Source organism: Streptomyces sp. NBC_00239, from assembly GCF_036194065.1.
GTDB lineage: Bacteria > Actinomycetota > Actinomycetes > Streptomycetales > Streptomycetaceae > Streptomyces.
In genome coordinates, this window is sequence record NZ_CP108095.1 from 5,911,555 (window position 1) to 5,926,558 (window position 15,004).

Sequence of the window (15,004 nt, forward strand, 5' to 3'; positions counted from 1 at the left end):
GCGCCGAGGGGCGCGCCCGCGATGCGGGCGCGCCCCTCGGGGGTTCCACGGCCGGCGTCAGTTGTGGCCGAAGCGCTTCTGCTTGCTCTTGCGCGCCATGTCCATCGGACTCGGGGCGGACGACGACGGCTCGGACACCGACTCGGCCGAACTCTTCGACTGCTCCTGCGGGGCGGTGCGGTTCTGGGACTTGCTCTCGTGCTGACGGTTCTTGTTCTTGGCCATGGGAAGCCTCCGTGGGGGGTGTAGGGGCCAGGGCCGCCTTCACACTCACATACCACCATAGACCGCGCATTTTGGATCATTACTATGCGTAACTATGCGTAGTCGGGGGAACCGCAGGATCCGCCACGCCGATGATCGAGTTCCGGCCGTCAACGCCCTTACGGTCGGGCAGACTCGGGGAAAACCTGGATCGCTCCCCGGAAGAGGGTGGAACGCGTGGACCGCTGCGTCGTCCTGGTGGACGCCGGCTATCTGCTGGGCGCCGCCGCGAGCCTCCTGGCGGGAGAGCCCTCCCGCTCGCGCATCACCGTCGACCACGCCGCCCTCATCCAGGGGCTGCGCGAACGCGCCGAGGCCGACACCGAGCGCCCGCTGCTGCGGATCTACTGGTTCGACGGCGCACCCGACCGGGTGCCCCAGCCCGAGCACCGGCGACTGCGCGTGATGCCCCGGGTCACCGTCCGGCTCGGCGCCTTGACCCGCAGCGACGGCCGCTGGGCCCAGAAGGGCGTCGACGCGGCCATGCACGCCGAGCTCACCGAGCTGGCCAGAAACCGCGCCTGCTCGGACGTGGTCCTGGTGACCGGCGACGGCGACCTGCTGCCCGGCCTGATGTCCGCCAAGGAACACGGCGTCGCCGTCCACCTGTGGGCCGTCCAGGCCGCCGACGGCGACTACAACCAGTCCGAGGACCTGGTCGCCGAAGCCGACGAGCGCCGGGTGCTCGACCGGGCCTGGATCACCCGGGCGGTCCGCGCCAAGGACCTCGCCGGGATCTGCGCCCCGCCGCCGGCGCCCCGCCCCGAGATCGCCGCGATCCTCTCCGCCCCGCTGCCCGAGGCGGCCCTCGCCGAAGCCGCCCGCAACGGCGCCGCCCCCGCGCCCGCCCCCGCCGACAACCCGCCCGGCGGGCCCGCCACCACCGCCGCCAAGGGCGTACCCACCCCCAAGGACCTCGCCGGGCTGCGCGCCCACGCGCCCGTCCCCGGGCCGCAGACCGCCCAGCCCAGCGGCACGGCCACCCTGCGCTGGTCCTCCGACCGGGGCTGGATCGAACGCGGTGGCCCGCTCGGCGAACCGGCCGAGACCGCCTCCCTGCCCACCCTCGCCCAGCTGACCAGCGCCGAGCAGCGCTGGGCGGACCGCGAGGAGGACATCACCACCGTCGGCGGTGACCCGTTCGAGGTCGGCCAGGTGTTCGCCCGGCGCTGGATGGAACGCCTGCCCGAAACGGTGCACCTGCAGAAGCTCGCCACCATGTACCCGCGGATCCCGCACCGCATCGACGGCGAACTGCTGCGGTACGCGGCGCGGTTCGGGCTGCTCGCGCACAAGGACGACCAGATCGACGAGCACGACCGGTATGCGATCCGGGCCGGGTTCTGGCGCGAGATCGATGTGCGGGCCGCCGCGGAGCATGTGGGTGCGGGGGCGCCCGGGGCCGCCGGGGCGGCCGTTCCCGGGGCCGCGACCGGTGAGCGGGCCGCGGAGAAGAGCCTGGACAGGGCCGCCGAGAAGGTCACGGGCGACCTGCCCGAATAACCCCCGCCGGGGTGCGGCCCCAGCCTGGCCGACGCCCATTCCAGCCTCGCCGGCGCGCTGGGGTGCAACTTCCAGCCTCGCCGGCGTTTGAGGCGCGGGGTTTGGGGCGGAGCCCCAAGGGCAACCCGGCTCCCGCCGGGTACCGGGCTCTGCCCGGACCCGCTCCTCAAGCGCCGGAGGGGCTGAAGGGTGCGGGCAGCCGGAGGGGCTGGAGGGTGCGGGCGCCGGAGGGGCTGGAGGGTGCGGGGGGTTGCCGGGCTCCGCCCGGACCCGCGCCTCAAACGCCGGCGAGGCTGGATGTCGCCGCCCAAGGTACGGCGTGGCGCCCGGGCAGCCGGCGAGGCTGGAGGCCGCGGCACAGGTCGGCCGGCGAGGCTGGGTGGCAGGCGCCGGCGACTGAAATGGGGTGTCGTCCGGAGGGGGGTGGAGGCGGCGGGGTGGGGTGGGGGGTCGGACCCGCGGGCGTCGCGGGCGGCTGAGACGCGTAGGCTGCTCCCTCGTGAGCACGGGCACAGCAGAGGCGGGACACGCCGCGGGACACGGCGACCGGACCCCCGGGGCAGGGGCCGTCGAGCCGTTCGCCGTGGTCTGCACGGTGTCCGAACTGGTCAAGTCGTACCCCGCCGCGCGCGGCGGCCGCGGCACCCCGGCGCTGCCCGCGGTCCGGGCCACGGACGGCATCTCCCTGGAGATCCGGCGCGGCGAGATCTTCGGACTGCTCGGCCCCAACGGCGCCGGCAAGTCCACCCTGGTCCGCCAGCTGACCGGGCTGATGCGGCCCGACTCCGGCTCCGTACGCCTCCTCGGCCACGACATCGTGCGCCACCCTGAGCGCGCCTCCCGGCTGCTCGCCTACCTCGGCCAGGAATCCACCGCGCTCGACGAGCTGACCGTCGCCCTGGCCGCCGAGACCACCGGCCGGCTGCGCGGCCTGGACGCACGGACCGCCCGCGCCGAGCGCGACGCCGTCCTCGAGGAGCTGGGCCTCGGCGAGATCGCCGACCGGCCCCTGAAGAAGCTCTCCGGCGGCCAGCGCCGCCTCGCCTGCTTCGCCGCCGCGCTCGTCGGCGAACGCCCCGTCCTCGTCCTCGACGAACCCACCACCGGCATGGACCCGGTCGCCCGGCGGGCCGTGTGGAACGCGGTGGACCGCCGCCGCGCCCGGCACGGCGCGACCGTCGTCCTCGTCACCCACAACGTCATCGAGGCCGAGACCGTCCTCGACCGGGTCGCCGTCGTCGACCGCGGCCGGGTCATCGCCTGCGACACCCCCGCCGGACTCAAGGCGCAGGTCGCCGACGAGGTCCGGCTGGAGCTGGTGTGGCGCGAGGCCCCGCCGATGCACGTCCCCGAGGTCGCCGCACTGCGACCGGCGGCCACCGAGGCCGGCCGCCGCTGGGTGCTGCGGATGGGCCCCGACGAGGCCCGGGCCGCGGTCGCCGCGGTCACCGGCGGCCCCGCCTTCGCCGCCCTCGACGATTTCACCCTGGCCACCCCGAGCCTGGAGGACGTCTACCTCGCGCTCGGCGGCCGTACGAAGGGCCTGGTCAAGACGTGAGCCTTCCCGCCTCCGCCGCCGTTCCCGCCGCCCCGGCGCCCGTACCGGCGGCGCTCGACGACGAAGCCACGGAGCCGGCCGCCGCGCTCGCCCCGCGGGCCCGGCTGTTCCCCGCGCTGGCCGCCGTCTACCGCGCGCAGCTGTCCCGGGCCCGGGTGGCCCGCATCCCGCTGCTGTTCGTCGCCACCTTCCAGTCCGTCGGGATCATGGTCCTGATGCGCGGGGTGGTGGACGGCGGCAGCGAGGCGCGCGCCGTGGTCGCCGGCTCCTCCGTCCTCGTCGTCGCCTTCGTGGCGCTCAACCTGCTGGCCCAGTACTTCGGCCAGCTGCGCGCCTCCGGGGGCCTCGACCACTACGCCACCCTGCCGGTGCCGCCCGCCGCGGTGGTGCTCGGCGCGGCCGGCGCGTACGCCTCCTTCACCGTGCCCGGCACGCTCGTGACGGCCGTGTTCGGCTGCGTGCTCTTCGGGCTGCCGATGGGCGGACTGTGGATCCTGGCGGCCGTGGTCCCGCTGGCCGGGGCGGCCCTCGCAGGCCTCGGCGCGGCGCTCGGGCTGCTCGCCCCCCGCCAGGAGCTGGCCACGCTGGCCGGGCAGCTCGGCATGTCGGCGGCGCTGCTGCTGGGCGTGCTGCCGCCCGAGCGGATGCCGTCGGTGATCGTGTGGGCCCGCGACCTGCTGCCGTCCACGTACGGGGTCGAGGCCTTCGCCCACACCTTCGCGCCGCACCCCGACTGGGCCGTGGTCGCCGCCGACCTGGCGGTCTGCGCGGCCGTCGGCGTCCTCTCGCTGGCCCTCGCCACCTGGGCGTACCGGCGGGCAGCGGTCCGCTGACGCCGGGTCCGGCGTCACCTGGCACGATGTGGGGGTGACCGAAGCCTTCGCCCCGCCGCCGCCCGTGCCCGTCCCGGACGAGCAGGACCGGCCGCCGACGCCGTCCGTCGCCCAGGACCTCAAGGACGGCGCCGTCGTCATGCTGGCCGTCGCGTTCTCGGGGCTGCTGCTCGGCCTGCTGTGGGCCTGGCTGGCACCGCGCGTGCAGTACGTCTCCAACGGTGAGGCGGTCTTCCTGCGCGACACCGAGAACGAGGGGCGGATCGGCGCCGACGGCACGTTCTTCCTGATCGCGCTGGGGCTCGGCATCCTCAGCGGGGTCGTGGTCTTCCTGGCGCGCCGGAGCGGCGGGGTCGCCGTGGTGATGGGTCTGTCCTTCGGATCCGTGCTCGCCGCGCTGCTCGGGTGGCGGTTCGGCCTGTGGCTCGGCCCGTCCCGCGACGTCGTGGCCGCCGCGCGGGCCGTCGGCAAGGACGTTCCCTTCGACGCGCCGTTGCAGTTGCTGGCGTACGGGGTGTTGTTGGCGTGGCCGATGGCGGCCGTGGCCGTGCATCTGGGGCTGGTCGGGGTGTTCGGGCCGCGCGAGCCGGAGCCGGCCCCGGCCTGGGACGCCGGCTACCCCCCGCCCTACGCCCACCCCGTCGAGCCCGCCCAGGCCCCCGACGCGGCTGCCGATGCGGGCCGTGCCGCCGACGCCGCCCCGGATGCGGGCCGTGCCGCCGGGTCCGCGGACGTCACCGCGCCCCCCACCGACACCCCGCCCCGCTGACCCCGCCCACCCCGCCACCGGGCGCGGCTGATCCCGCGCACCCGGCCGCCCGGCGCCGCTGACCCCGCGCACCCTTCAGCCCCTCCGGCGTTTGAGGAGCGGGTCCGGGCGGAGCCCGGTGCCCGGCGGAGCCGGGTTGCAGCCTTGGGGCTCCGCCTCAAACCCCGCGCCTCAAACGCCGGCGAGGCTGGATTTCCGGCACGCAGCGCCGACAAGCCCGGGTGGTGCACCCCCAAGGCGTCGGCGAAGGCCGGGGGTTGCCGGCCGAGGCGCCGGGCGGGCCCACGGCCGGGTCAGGGGCGGGTCACGGGGGAGGTCGTGGCGTTGGTGAGGGTGGTGAGGGCGGTGGGGGTCAGTTCGACTTCCAGGCCCCGGCGGCCCGCCGAGACGCAGATCGTGGCGTGCGCAAGAGCAGACGCGTCCAGCACCGTCGGCAACGCCCGCCGCTGCCCCAGCGGCGAGATGCCACCCCGTACGTACCCGGAGGACCGCTCCGCCGCGGCCGGGTCGGCCATGACGGCCTTCTTGCCGCCCACCGCCGCGGCGAGCGCCTTCAGGTCCAGCGAGCCCGACACCGGGACCACGGCGACCGTCAGCGCCCCGTCGACCTCCGCGACGAGCGTCTTGAAGACCCGGTCGGGGGAGACCCCGAGGGCCTGGGCGGCCTCTTCCCCGTAGGAGGCGGCCGCCGGGTCGTGCGTGTACGCGTGCACCGTGAAGGGCACCCCCGCCGCGGTCAGCGCGACCGTGGCCGGCGTACCGCCCGCGCCCTGCTTCGTCGCCTGCGTCGCCTTCGTGGACTTCTTCGCCATCGCCGCGGCCCCCCTCGGGTCGGTTCCGGTCAGTTCGGGCTGGTCGGGGACCGGGTCAGGTCCACCGCGGGCAGCGACGGCAGGTGCCGGATGACCGCCGTCTCGCTGCGCAGCAGCTTCAGCTCCTCGGCGAGCCGGGTCGCGGTGTCCGGGGCCTGTAGCAGCCGCTGCTTGGACGGGACGTCCAGCACCGCCGCCGCCGCCACCAGGTACGAGACCACCGACGGTTCGTCGGGCAGGTCCGCGCCGGTGGCCAGGGACCTCTCGCGGGCCCCCGCGAGGCGCTTCTGGTACGCCCGGAACGCCCGCAGGACGCCCTGCGCCAGCGCGCCCGCGCCCTCCCCGGAGTCCTCCGGCAGTTCCTCCATCTCGGCCACCAGGTAGGGGCCGCTCGCGTCGACCGACAGGATCTTCACCCGGACCGTGCCGGTGGCCAGCACCTCGAAGCTGCCGTCCTCGCGCTCCCGGACGGTCGCCGCGTCGGCGATGCAGCCCACCCGGTGGAAGGCCTGGACGGGGTCGGGGCCGAAGCCGGCGGCCGGGCCCTTCTCGGGCAGCGCCGTCTGGTCGGGGAGTCCGGGGGCGGTGGGCGCCATCTCGCGGCCGTCGCGGATCGCGACGACGGCGAAGCGCCGCGGCTCCTCGTCGCCGGACTTCAGCAGGTCGCGCATCATGGCGCGATAGCGCTCCTCGAAAACGTTCAGGGGCAGGACGAGGCCCGGGAACAGTACCGAGTTCAGCGGGAAGAGCGGCAGACGAACGGTGGTCACGTCGGTCAGGGTAATCGCCGCGGGACCACGCCCGTCACCCCCGGCGCAGCAGCCGGGACGCGCCCGCGGCCACCGTCGTCGCCAGCACCCACCCCAGCAGCACCAGCACGGCCCCGGCCCACTGCCAGCCGCCCTCCAGCCGCCAGTACCCGTCCTGGCCGAGATCGATCACGGGGAGCAGCAGGTCCAGCGCGTACAGGACGGGGTTCCACAGCGGATGCTCCTCCGGTTTGATGGCGGGCGGATCATGGCGGGAAAAGGCCGCCGCGCCCGCCGCCCACAGCACCGCCATCCACAGCGCGGCCCGCCCGGGCCGGTACCCGTACGCCACCGTCCAGTCCTGGAGGTACCCCCACAGCTTCGCCGCGAGCGGCAGCGTCTCGCGGCGTCTGCGCTGTTTGGCGAGCAGCACCTCGCGGGCCTCCGCGTCCTCGCCGCCGGCCCGCAGCACCGCCGCCAGCCGCTCGTACGGCTCCGGCGAGTACTCGGGGGTCGCCGCCTCCACCCACTCCAGGCGGCGGGCCAGCGGGAACAGGCCCCGCGGGGCCAGGAACTCGTAGCTGAAGCCGTCCATCGACACCATGCCCGGGCCGGGCCAGCTGGTGGCCTGGTCGACGAGCTTCACCACCTTCGCCCCGGACAGCACCACCCGCCCCTGCTCCGGCCGCTCCCCGACGAACCGCAGCTCCGGGGTCTGGATCCGGCGCATCGACACCTCCTGGTCCCCGGCCAGCACGAACCGGGCGCCGAAGAAGTCCACCGCGTCCCCGAACCGCCCGTCGTCCAGCCGTAGCCCGCCCCGGCACTCGAAGCGCTGCACCCGGCTGCCGCGCACCGGCGTCTGCCCCAGCCCGTACGGGGGAGTGGATCCGGGTTCGCCGCCGGGGTCCAGCGCCACCGACGTCAGGTAGAGGGTCCGCTCCACGGTGAGCTGCGGCGCGTTCAGGGCGCGCCGCCCGTACGGATTGCGCAGCCGGGCCCCGCGCAGGCTCATCGAGACGCCGACCTTGGCGCCGCGCAGGCTGACCTCGCCGTACGTCTCCAGCAGCTCGGCCTGGAAGTCCTGGGCCACCGAGAGGCCGTCCGCGGCGATCGCCCGCCCCTTGCTGTCCCGCTGCACCACCGCCTGGCTGATCAGCAGGTCGGTGCCGATCTGCGCGTCGGTCAGCCGGATGCCGCGGGCGACCCGGCAGCGCGGCAGGTGCAGGTCGCCCTCCGTGTGCAGGCGGGCCGCCTCGATCCGCGGCACCGAGCAGTTGATCATCCGCAGCGTCGTGAACCGGGTCTCGGACAGTTGCACTTCGCTGTCGAAACGACACGCGTTCAGCTCCACGTACGGGGTGACGGTGCCGCCCGACAGTTCGAGGCGGCCGGTGATCCGGGCGCCGCGCACCTTCAGCGACGCGACCCGGCCCGGCACTGCCGCGGGCCCGCTGAGCAGCAGCCGGGCGATCACCTCCGCGCGCACGCTGCGCTCGGGCCCCCAGGCACGGTCGGCCATCGGATCGTCCCGGTCGGCGGCGTGCGCGCTCAGGTCGCAGACGGCGCCGGTGCGGAAGGCCCGCCACATCCGCAGCTCGGGCGCCCGCAGATCCGCCGGTGCCCCGTCGAGCCCATCGGGCTGTACCTCGCGTACTTCGTCCACGGGAGGCCCCCCTTCCCCTCGGTCGTCCTTGCGAACGCTAGTGGTCACGGATGACATCCGGGGCGCGTATCAGCCAGTGATACAGGCGACCGGTGGCGTGAGGCGGTCTGAGAGAATCGGGGTGTGATCTCTCGTATCGACCTGCGCGGCGAGGCCCTCCCCGAGGGTGGAGCCCTGCGCGATCTGCTGCCCCGTGCCGAATTCGACGTGGAAGCCGCCCTGGAGAAGGTGCGGCCCATCTGCGAGGACGTGCATCATCGCGGCACCGCGGCGCTGATCGAGTACGCGCAGAAGTTCGACGGCGTCACCCTGGAGCGGGTCCGGGTGCCCGTCGAGGCCCTGCACAGCGCCCTGGAGCGGCTCGATCCGGACGTCCGCGCGGCCCTGGAGGAGTCCATCCGGCGCGCCCGGATCGTGCACGCGGCCCAGCGCCGTACCGCGCACACCACCCAGGTGGTCCCCGGCGGCACCGTCACCGAGAAGTGGGTGCCGGTCGAGCGGGTGGGCCTGTACGCGCCCGGCGGCCGCTCCGTCTACCCGTCCTCCGTGATCATGAACGTGGTGCCCGCGCAGGAGGCCGGCGTCGAGTCCGTCGCCCTCGCCTCCCCGCCGCAGGCCGAATTCGGCGGTCTCCCGCACCCGACGATCCTCGCCGCGTGCGCGCTGCTCGGCGTGGACGAGGTGTACGCGGCCGGCGGCGCCCAGGCCGTCGCCATGTTCGCCCACGGCACCACCGGACCGGACGGCTGCGCCCCCGCGAACATGGTGACCGGCCCCGGCAACATCTGGGTCGCGGCCGCCAAGCGGTACTTCACCGGGAAGATCGGCATCGACACCGAGGCCGGCCCGACCGAGATCGCGATCCTCGCGGACGCCACCGCCGACCCGGTGCACGTCGCCGCCGACCTGATCAGCCAGGCCGAGCACGACCCGCTGGCCGCCGCCGTCCTGGTCACCGACTCCGAGGAGCTCGCGGCCGCCGTCGAGCGGGAGCTGGAGCCGCAGGTAGCCGCCTCCAAGCACGTCGACGACCGGATCAAGCCCGCCCTGGCCGGCCGCCAGTCCGCGATCGTGCTGGTCAACGACCTGGAGGACGGCCTCAAGGTGGTCGACGCGTACGGCGCCGAGCACCTGGAGATCCAGACCGCCGACGCCGCCGCGTGGGCCGCCCGGGTCCGCAACGCCGGCGCGATCTTCGTGGGCCCCTGGTCCCCGGTCTCGCTCGGCGACTACTGCGCCGGCTCCAACCACGTACTGCCCACCGGCGGCTGCGCCTGCCACTCCTCGGGCCTGTCCGTGCAGTCCTTCCTGCGCGGCATCCACATCGTCGACTACACGCGCGACGCCCTCGCCGAGGTCACCCACCACGTGGTCACCCTGGCCGAGGCCGAGGACCTGCCCGCGCACGGCGCCGCCCTCAAGGCGCGCTTCGGATGGAAGATCCCCCAGTCATGAGCGGCGACACGCCCGAACGCACGATCGGCATCGACGACCTGCCCGTCCGGGACGAACTCCGGGGCAAGATCCCCTACGGCGCCCCCCAGCTCGACGTGCCCGTCCAGCTGAACACCAACGAGAACCCTTACCCGCTGCCCGAGCCCCTCGTGCGGCGCATCGCCGAGCGCGTGGCCGAGGCCGCCCGCGGCCTCAACCGCTACCCCGACCGGGACGCGGTCGAGCTGCGCACCCAGCTGGCCGCCTACCTCACCCGTACGGCCGGGCACCCGGTCGCCATGGAGAACGTCTGGGCCGCCAACGGCTCCAACGAGGTCATCCAGCAGCTGCTGCAGACCTTCGGCGGGCCCGGCCGCACGGCCATCGGCTTCGAGCCCTCGTACTCGATGCACGCCCTGATCGCGCGCGGCACCGGCACCGGCTGGATCTCCGGACCGCGCCGCGACGACTTCACCATCGACGTGACCGCCGCCGAGCAGGCCATCGCCGAGAACGCCCCCGACGTCGTCTTCATCACCTCGCCCAACAACCCCACGGGCACGGCGGTCGACAGCGAGACGGTCCTCGCCCTCTACGAGGCCGCGCAGGCCGCGAAGCCCTCGCTCGTGGTCGTCGACGAGGCGTACGTCGAGTTCAGCCACGGGGACTCGCTCCTCCCGCTGATCGAGGGCCGCCCCAACCTGGTGGTCTCCCGGACCATGTCCAAGGCCTTCGGCGCGGCCGGCCTGCGCCTGGGCTACCTGGCCGCGCACCCCGCCGTCGTGGACGCCGTACAGCTGGTCCGGCTGCCGTACCACCTGTCCGCGGTCACCCAGGCCACCGCGCTGGCCGCCCTGGAGCACACCGACACCCTCCTGGGGTACGTCGAACAGCTCAAGACCGAGCGGGACCGGCTGGTCGCGGAACTGCGCGCCATCGGCTACGAGGTCACCGAGTCCGACGCGAACTTCGTGCAGTTCGGGATGTTCGCGGACTCCCACACCGCCTGGCAGCAGATCCTCGACCGGGGCGTCCTGGTCCGGGACAACGGAGTACCCGGATGGCTGCGGGTCACCGCGGGCACGCCGGCGGAGAACGACGCGTTCCTGGAAGCGGTTCGCGCACTGAAGAAGGAGCAGCAGGCATGAGCCGCATCGGACGGGTCGAACGCACCACCAAGGAGACCTCGGTCCTCGTCGAGATAGACCTCGACGGCACCGGGAAGGTCGACGTGTCGACCGGCGTGGGCTTCTACGACCACATGCTCGACCAGCTCGGCCGCCACGGCCTCTTCGACCTCACGGTCAAGACCGACGGCGACCTGCACATCGACTCGCACCACACCATCGAGGACACCGCCCTCGCGCTCGGCGCCGCCTTCAAGCAGGCCCTCGGCGACAAGGTCGGCATCTACCGGTTCGGCAACTGCACCGTGCCGCTCGACGAGTCCCTCGCCCAGGTGACCGTCGACCTCTCGGGCCGCCCGTACCTCGTGCACACCGAGCCCGAGAACATGGCGCCGATGATCGGCTCGTACGACACGACGATGACCCGGCACATCCTGGAGTCGTTCGTCGCACAGGCCCAGATCGCCCTGCACGTCCACGTCCCGTACGGCCGCAACGCCCACCACATCGTGGAATGCCAGTTCAAGGCCCTGGCCCGCGCGCTTCGCTACGCCAGCGAGCGCGACACCCGTGCCGAAGGCATCCTCCCCTCCACGAAGGGCGCGCTCTAACCGTGACCGGTCTCTCCACCATCCTGATCGTCGTCGGCCTCTTCCTGGCCGGCGGCGTCTACTCCTTCAAGAAGCAGAAGATGCCCCGCGGCGTCGTCGTTCTGCTCGCCATCGGCTCCATGATGTGTCTGGCAGCCGGAGTCCTGCGGATCCAAGGAATCTGGGCATGAGCGCCTCATCCGGCAAGAGGGCCACCAAGAAGGTCGTCGTCTTCGACTACGGCTTCGGCAACGTGCGCTCCGCCGAGCGCGCCCTCGCCCGCGTCGGCGCCGACGTCGAGATCACCCGCGACTACGACAAGGCCATGGACGCCGACGGCCTGCTGGTCCCCGGCGTCGGCGCCTTCGCCGCCTGCATGAAGGGCCTCAAGGACGCGCGCGGCGACTGGATCGTCGGCCGCAGGCTCTCCGGCGGCCGCCCCGTCATGGGCATCTGCGTCGGCATGCAGATCCTCTTCGAGCGCGGCATCGAGCACGGCGTCGAGACCGAAGGCCTCGACGAGTGGCCCGGCACGGTCGAACCGCTGCGCGCCCCGATCGTCCCCCACATGGGCTGGAACACCGTCGACGCGCCCGCCGACTCCCAGGCCTTCGCCGGCCTGGACGACGACGCCCGCTTCTACTTCGTGCACTCCTACGCGGTCCGCGACTGGACCCTGGAGATCACCAACCCGGCGATCCGCGCCCCCAAGGTCACCTGGGCCACCCACGGCGAACCCTTCGTCGCGGCCGTGGAGAACCGTGCCCTGTGGGCCACCCAGTTCCACCCCGAAAAGTCCGGCGACGCCGGCGCCCAGCTGCTCACCAACTGGATCGAGACCCTCTGATGACCGTGAACACGCTCGAACTCCTCCCCGCCGTGGACGTCCGCGACGGCCAGGCGGTCCGCCTCGTGCACGGTGCGTCCGGCAGCGAGACCTCGTACGGCTCCCCGCTCCAGGCCGCCCTGGCCTGGCAGGCGGCCGGCGCCGAATGGCTGCACCTCGTCGACCTCGACGCCGCCTTCGGCACCGGCGACAACCGCGACCTCGTCGCCGAGATCACCCGCGCCATGGACATCAAGGTGGAGCTCTCCGGCGGCATCCGCGACGACGCCTCCCTCGCCAAGGCCCTCGCCACCGGCTGCACCCGCGTCAACCTGGGCACCGCCGCCCTGGAGACCCCCGACTGGGTCGCCAAGGTCATCGCCGAGCACGGCGACAAGATCGCCGTCGGCCTCGACGTCGTCGGCACCACCCTCAAGGGCCGCGGCTGGACCAGCGAGGGCGGCGACCTCTACGAGACCCTCGCCCGCCTCGACGCCGAGGGCTGCGCCCGCTACGTCGTCACCGACATCGGCAAGGACGGCACCCTCACCGGCCCCAACCTGGAGCTGCTGAAGAACGTCTGCGCCGCCACCGACCGGCCCGTCGTCGCCTCCGGCGGCGTCTCCTCCCTCGACGACCTCCGCGCCCTGTCCGGGCTCGTCCCGCTGGGCGTCGAGGGCGCGATCGTCGGCAAGGCCCTGTACGCCAAGGCCTTCACCCTCGAAGAGGCGCTGGAAGTGGTCTCCGCATGAGCGACGGCACGAACGAGGTCAAGCGGATCTCCTCCGGCGGCCCCTGGGAGGACGTGATCGCGTACTCCCGCGCCGTCGAGCTCCCCAACGGCATGGTCCTGGTGTCCGGCTGCGTCTCCGTGGTCGACGGGTCCGTCGTCGCGGGCAACCCGTACGAGCAGACCGTCAACGCCTTCAACGTGGCGCTGGGCGCCCTCGCGCAGGTCGGCCTCGGCGCCGAGCACGTCGTCCGCACCCGCATGTACCTGACCCACGCGCGCGACGTCGACGAGGTGGGCCGCGCCCACAAGCTGCTCTTCGACGCCGCCCGCCCCGCCAGCACGATGGTCATCGTCGCCGGGCTCGTCGACCCCAACCTGGTTGTCGAGGTCGAGGTCGAGGCCTACCGCGGAGGTGCCGCATGACCCTCGCCGTACGCGTGATCCCCTGCCTCGACGTGGACAACGGCCGCGTCGTCAAGGGCGTCAACTTCCAGAACCTCCGCGACGCCGGCGACCCCGTCGAGATGGCCAAGCTGTACGACGCCGAAGGCGCCGACGAGCTGACCTTCCTCGACATCACCGCCTCCTCCGGCAACCGGGAGACCACCTACGACGTGGTGCGCCGCACCGCCGAGCAGGTCTTCATCCCCCTCACCGTCGGCGGCGGCGTGCGCACCGCGGACGACGTCGACAAGCTCCTGCGGGCCGGCGCGGACAAGGTCGGCGTGAACACCGCCGCCATCGCCCGCCCCGAGCTGATCCAGGAGATCGCCGAGCGGTTCGGCCGCCAGGTCCTCGTGCTGTCGGTCGACGCGCGGCGCACCGGGGCCGGGACGTTCGAGGTCACCACGCACGGAGGGCGCCAGGGCACCGGGATCGACGCCGTCGAGTGGGCCCACCGGGCCGCCGAGCTCGGCGCCGGGGAAATCCTGCTGAACTCGATGGACGCCGACGGCACGAAGGACGGCTACGACGTCGAGATGATCGCGGCGGTGCGCAAGCACGTCACGATCCCGGTCATCGCCTCCGGCGGGGCGGGGCGGCTGTCCGACTTCCCGCCGGCGATCGAGGCCGGGGCGGATGCGGTGCTGGCCGCGTCGGTCTTCCACTTCGGCGACCTCCGCATCGCCGAGGTTAAATCCGCCCTCCGCCAGGCCGGCCACCCCGTCCGCTGACCCGCCAGCCTGGCCGGTGCCCGGGCGCAATACCCAGCCCTTGTCGGCGCTGCGTGCGGCAAATTCCAGCCTCGCCGGCGTTTGAGGCGCGGGGTTTGGGGCGGAGCCCCAAGACAACCCGGCTGGCGCCGGGCACCGGGCTCCGCCCGGACCCGCTCCTCAAGCGCCGGAGGGGCTGAGGGGTGCGCGGGGTTGGCGGGGTCCGCCCGGACCCGCTCCTGAAGCGCCGGAGGGGCTGGGAATGCCCGGGCGTCGGCGAGGCTGGGGGCGCTTCCGGGAGGCGGGGTAGCGGGTCAGATGCCGAGTTTGGCGGTGGTGAGCTGGGCCACCGCCGACTTGTCGCCGTCCAGTTCGATCCGCGCCGCGTCCTGACGGCCAAAGCAGAACAGCACCAGCTCCCCCGGCTCGCCGGTCACCGTCACCACCGGCGTGCCCTTGCGGGCGACCGCCGTCTGCCCGTCGGGCCGCCGCAGCACCATGCCGACGGGGGAGCGGCGCCCGGTGATCCGGGCCAGCTTCTCCAGCCGCGACCACAGCGCGTCCGAGAACACCGGATCCAGCTCGCGCGGGGTCCAGTCCGGCTGGGCCCGGCGCACGTCCTCGGCGTGGACGTAGAACTCCACCGTGTTCGCCGCCTCGTCCACCTGCTTCAGCGCGTACACCGACCTCCTCGGCGGCCCGGTCCTGATCAGCTGGATCAGCTCCTCGTACGGCTTCGCCGCGTACTCGGCCATCGCCTTGTCGAGGCGGTCCTTCAACACCCCCAGCAGCAGCCCGCCCGCCGCGTCCGGCCGGCGTTCCCGTACGACCACGTGTGCGGCCAGCTCGCGGGTGGTCCAGCCGTCGCACAGGGTCGGGGCGTCGGGTCCGGCCTGTTCCAACAGGTCGGCCAGGAGCAGTCGTTCACGCTTCGCATGGGTAGACATGGCCGTCACCCTACGGCGGAAATCGCCCGGATGCCTGTT

At 73.7% G+C, this 15,004-nt stretch carries 17 protein-coding genes; 12 read left to right on the forward strand and 5 right to left on the reverse strand.

Features of this window, described 5'->3' with window-relative positions:
* Positions 1 to 57: 57 nt before the first annotated feature.
* Complete coding sequence (locus OG764_RS25960; protein WP_328970837.1) at positions 58 to 225, reverse strand: hypothetical protein; 168 nt, start codon at positions 223 to 225, stop codon at positions 58 to 60.
* Positions 226 to 441: 216 nt separating this feature from the next.
* On the opposite strand from OG764_RS25960, the gene OG764_RS25965 reads away from it, so the two are divergent.
* From OG764_RS25965 to OG764_RS25980, 4 genes are all read left to right on the forward strand, one after another.
* Positions 442 to 1,767 carry an NYN domain-containing protein gene (locus OG764_RS25965; protein WP_328970838.1) on the forward strand — a complete coding sequence of 442 codons (1,326 nt, stop codon included), beginning with the start codon at positions 442 to 444 and terminating at the stop codon, positions 1,765 to 1,767.
* A gap of 499 nt (positions 1,768 to 2,266) precedes the next feature.
* Positions 2,267 to 3,325 (forward strand): ABC transporter ATP-binding protein, encoded by a 1,059-nt coding sequence (locus OG764_RS25970; protein ID WP_443056046.1) that lies wholly within the window; start codon positions 2,267 to 2,269, stop codon positions 3,323 to 3,325.
* The gene (locus tag OG764_RS25975; protein ID WP_328970839.1) at positions 3,322 to 4,158 is read left to right on the forward strand and encodes an ABC transporter permease; all 837 of its coding nucleotides are present in this window, start codon (positions 3,322 to 3,324) and stop codon (positions 4,156 to 4,158) included. The genes OG764_RS25970 and OG764_RS25975 overlap by 4 nt, the downstream gene beginning before the upstream one ends.
* Before the next feature lie 34 nt (positions 4,159 to 4,192).
* Positions 4,193 to 4,927 carry a hypothetical protein gene (locus OG764_RS25980; protein ID WP_328970840.1) on the forward strand — a complete coding sequence of 245 codons (735 nt, stop codon included), beginning with the start codon at positions 4,193 to 4,195 and terminating at the stop codon, positions 4,925 to 4,927.
* A gap of 293 nt (positions 4,928 to 5,220) precedes the next feature.
* Here the strand turns inward: OG764_RS25980 and ybaK are convergent, their stop codons facing one another.
* The 3 genes from ybaK to OG764_RS25995 are packed head-to-tail and all read right to left on the reverse strand — an operon-like array spanning position 5,221 to position 8,079.
* Complete coding sequence (ybaK, locus tag OG764_RS25985) at positions 5,221 to 5,739, reverse strand: Cys-tRNA(Pro) deacylase (RefSeq protein ID WP_328970841.1); 519 nt, start codon at positions 5,737 to 5,739, stop codon at positions 5,221 to 5,223.
* 29 nt (positions 5,740 to 5,768) lie between these two features.
* The gene (locus OG764_RS25990; protein ID WP_328970842.1) at positions 5,769 to 6,509 is read right to left on the reverse strand and encodes an LON peptidase substrate-binding domain-containing protein; all 741 of its coding nucleotides are present in this window, start codon (positions 6,507 to 6,509) and stop codon (positions 5,769 to 5,771) included.
* Between the two features lie 34 nt (positions 6,510 to 6,543).
* Positions 6,544 to 8,079, reverse strand: coding sequence for an oxidoreductase (locus tag OG764_RS25995; RefSeq protein WP_328973172.1), 1,536 nt, complete (start codon positions 8,077 to 8,079; stop codon positions 6,544 to 6,546).
* Between the two features lie 198 nt (positions 8,080 to 8,277).
* On the opposite strand from OG764_RS25995, the gene hisD reads away from it, so the two are divergent.
* The 8 genes from hisD to hisF are packed head-to-tail and all read left to right on the forward strand — an operon-like array spanning position 8,278 to position 14,039.
* The gene (gene hisD / locus OG764_RS26000; RefSeq protein ID WP_328970843.1) at positions 8,278 to 9,609 is read left to right on the forward strand and encodes a histidinol dehydrogenase; all 1,332 of its coding nucleotides are present in this window, start codon (positions 8,278 to 8,280) and stop codon (positions 9,607 to 9,609) included.
* Positions 9,606 to 10,736 carry a histidinol-phosphate transaminase gene (locus OG764_RS26005; RefSeq protein ID WP_328970844.1) on the forward strand — a complete coding sequence of 377 codons (1,131 nt, stop codon included), beginning with the start codon at positions 9,606 to 9,608 and terminating at the stop codon, positions 10,734 to 10,736. The genes hisD and OG764_RS26005 overlap by 4 nt, the downstream gene beginning before the upstream one ends.
* Positions 10,733 to 11,326 carry an imidazoleglycerol-phosphate dehydratase HisB gene (hisB, locus tag OG764_RS26010; protein WP_328970845.1) on the forward strand — a complete coding sequence of 198 codons (594 nt, stop codon included), beginning with the start codon at positions 10,733 to 10,735 and terminating at the stop codon, positions 11,324 to 11,326. The genes OG764_RS26005 and hisB overlap by 4 nt, the downstream gene beginning before the upstream one ends.
* A 2-nt stretch (positions 11,327 to 11,328) precedes the next feature.
* A complete protein-coding gene (locus tag OG764_RS26015) occupies positions 11,329 to 11,496 on the forward strand; it encodes a hypothetical protein (protein ID WP_328970846.1) in 168 nt (55 codons plus the stop codon).
* Positions 11,493 to 12,152 carry an imidazole glycerol phosphate synthase subunit HisH gene (gene hisH, locus OG764_RS26020; RefSeq protein ID WP_328970847.1) on the forward strand — a complete coding sequence of 220 codons (660 nt, stop codon included), beginning with the start codon at positions 11,493 to 11,495 and terminating at the stop codon, positions 12,150 to 12,152. The genes OG764_RS26015 and hisH overlap by 4 nt, the downstream gene beginning before the upstream one ends.
* Positions 12,152 to 12,883, forward strand: coding sequence for a bifunctional 1-(5-phosphoribosyl)-5-((5-phosphoribosylamino)methylideneamino)imidazole-4-carboxamide isomerase/phosphoribosylanthranilate isomerase PriA (gene priA / locus OG764_RS26025; RefSeq protein WP_328970848.1), 732 nt, complete (start codon positions 12,152 to 12,154; stop codon positions 12,881 to 12,883). Before hisH ends, priA begins: the two co-directional genes overlap by 1 nt.
* The gene (locus OG764_RS26030; protein WP_328970849.1) at positions 12,880 to 13,287 is read left to right on the forward strand and encodes a RidA family protein; all 408 of its coding nucleotides are present in this window, start codon (positions 12,880 to 12,882) and stop codon (positions 13,285 to 13,287) included. The genes priA and OG764_RS26030 overlap by 4 nt, the downstream gene beginning before the upstream one ends.
* Positions 13,284 to 14,039 carry an imidazole glycerol phosphate synthase subunit HisF gene (gene hisF, locus OG764_RS26035; RefSeq protein WP_328970850.1) on the forward strand — a complete coding sequence of 252 codons (756 nt, stop codon included), beginning with the start codon at positions 13,284 to 13,286 and terminating at the stop codon, positions 14,037 to 14,039. The genes OG764_RS26030 and hisF overlap by 4 nt, the downstream gene beginning before the upstream one ends.
* 293 nt (positions 14,040 to 14,332) lie before the next feature.
* On the opposite strand, the gene OG764_RS26040 is transcribed toward hisF, so the two are convergent.
* Positions 14,333 to 14,965, reverse strand: coding sequence for a TIGR03085 family metal-binding protein (locus tag OG764_RS26040; protein WP_328970851.1), 633 nt, complete (start codon positions 14,963 to 14,965; stop codon positions 14,333 to 14,335).
* Positions 14,966 to 15,004: the final 39 nt, after the last annotated feature.